Consider the following 1,801-nt stretch of genomic DNA (forward strand, 5'->3'; position numbering starts at 1 on the left):
GGCGCTCGGCGCGCCAACGGCGGAACCGGGCCACGTTCTCGCCGAACTCGCGGGCGATGCGCGCGGCGTCGCCCTTGAGCACCACGGGCCGGTCGAACGCGGAGCGCTTCCAGAACAGCCACACCACCAGCACGACGGCGGCCACGGCCACCTGCCACGTGTTCACGTAAAGGAACTCGGCGCCGGCCAGCAGCACGAGCGCGCCGATGGTGAGCGCCCACGCCGTGCGGAAGCGCAAGATGAGGCCCACCGCCAGCACGACGAGCACCGCGCTTCCCACGATGAGCGCCGGGCCGATGAGCACGCCGCCGATGTTTACCCACTCCGTGAGCACGGTGAACGGCTCGAACGACTTGGGGATGAGGGCCAAGCCCAGGTTCACCAGGCCCACCAGCAGCACGAGCGTGCCGGATATCCAAGCGAGGTCCTTCGCGCGCTGCTCTTCGGAGGGGTTCTTCTTGTCGGCGAAGAAGCCGGATTGGGACAGCAGCACGGCGCCGATGCAGAAGGGCATCCAGAACATGATGCCGCGGTACACGAGCGCGATGGCCGTGGCCGTGGCGAGCGAGCACCCATGCGCCGTGAGGATGGCCGCGATGGCGGCCTCCACCACGCCCACGCCCTGCGGCGTGGGGCTGAGTATCACCGAGATGGCCGCCACGGCGAACGCCGCCACGAGCGCGGTGACGTGGGTGAAGCCGAACGCGTAGCCGATGGCCACGAGGCACGCCATGTTGAGGATGGCGGAGAACGACGCATAGGCCACGGTGACGAGCGTGCCCTGGGGGTTCTTCGCCAGGATGGACGCCGACGAGATGAACGAGCCGGCCGTCTTGCGGCCCCATCCGGGCTTGAGGTGCCTTTTCAGCAGGCCGAGCGCCTTGTTGATGAGCGACTCGAGGCCCAAGAACAGCCGGAACAGGATGCGCGGCTTGCGGTAGCCCGCCACGAACATGCTGGACAGCACGGCCAGCACCGCCGCGAGCGCGAGGCCCCCCACGAGGAAGAGCGTGTTCATGGAGCCGGACACGAGCATGGTGACGAAGCCGATGACCGAGATCACGAGGATGGCGGCGAAGTAGCCGATCTGCGAGAGGATGGCCCCCGAGGTGGACTGGCCCGCGTCGCAGCCCCTCCGGTGCGCGTCGTCGATGATGAACGCCACGCCCGTGGCGCCCGAGAACAGGCAGAACGTGTTGATGAACACGAGCGAGAAGATGAGCACGACGTTGTGCCAGAAGCCGGTCTTATGGCCCACGGCCTCGAAGGCCGCATCGTAGGAGGCTGCCTGCACCAAGTGGCGGGCCAGCATGAGCGCGCACGCCACCACGAGCGGCACGAGCGCGCCGGTCTGGAGCGTGGCGAGGAAGCTCGCCAGGTAGTCGGCGTTCGCGATGAGGAAGCACACCGCGACAATGCCGAGGACGAGCAGCAGCGCTTTCTTCAACCGGACCCTTCCTGCGAACGTTACCTGGAAGCGGTTAGTATAGCACGAGGTCGTGGAGGGGAGGCGCTACGCCCGGGCGGCACGTTTGGCGGCGCGGTAGGCGCGCAGGGCGTTGCGCAGGTTCTTCACGTCGAACAGCACGGCCGCGAGGAAGAAGACGACCAGGCCGACGGTCACAGCGCCCTGGCGCGGCGCGATGAGGAACACGAAGGGGGCGCCCAGAAGCGCGATGGGGACGATGAAGCCGATGAGGCAGCTGCCCAGCCGCTTCCACAGGCCCCAGACGAGCGATATCATCACGTAGAAGAACAGGCCGGTTGCCACCGAGCCCAGCAGCGCGGCCACGGCGAGCAC

1 protein-coding gene and 1 pseudogene are annotated in these 1,801 nt (G+C 67.9%); both read right to left on the minus strand.

Annotated features, from left to right (window positions below; translation table 11 throughout):
• The coding region (locus GPA_RS03380; protein WP_041238936.1) for a lysylphosphatidylglycerol synthase transmembrane domain-containing protein at positions 1-1,447 on the minus strand (1,447 nt) is incomplete at its 3' end.
• 66 nt (positions 1,448-1,513) lie between these two features.
• Positions 1,514-1,801 (minus strand): annotated as a pseudogene (locus GPA_RS03385) (J domain-containing protein); the annotation flags it as partial.

Origin of the sequence: Gordonibacter pamelaeae 7-10-1-b (genome assembly GCF_000210055.1) — a bacterium.
GTDB lineage: Bacteria > Actinomycetota > Coriobacteriia > Coriobacteriales > Eggerthellaceae > Gordonibacter > Gordonibacter pamelaeae.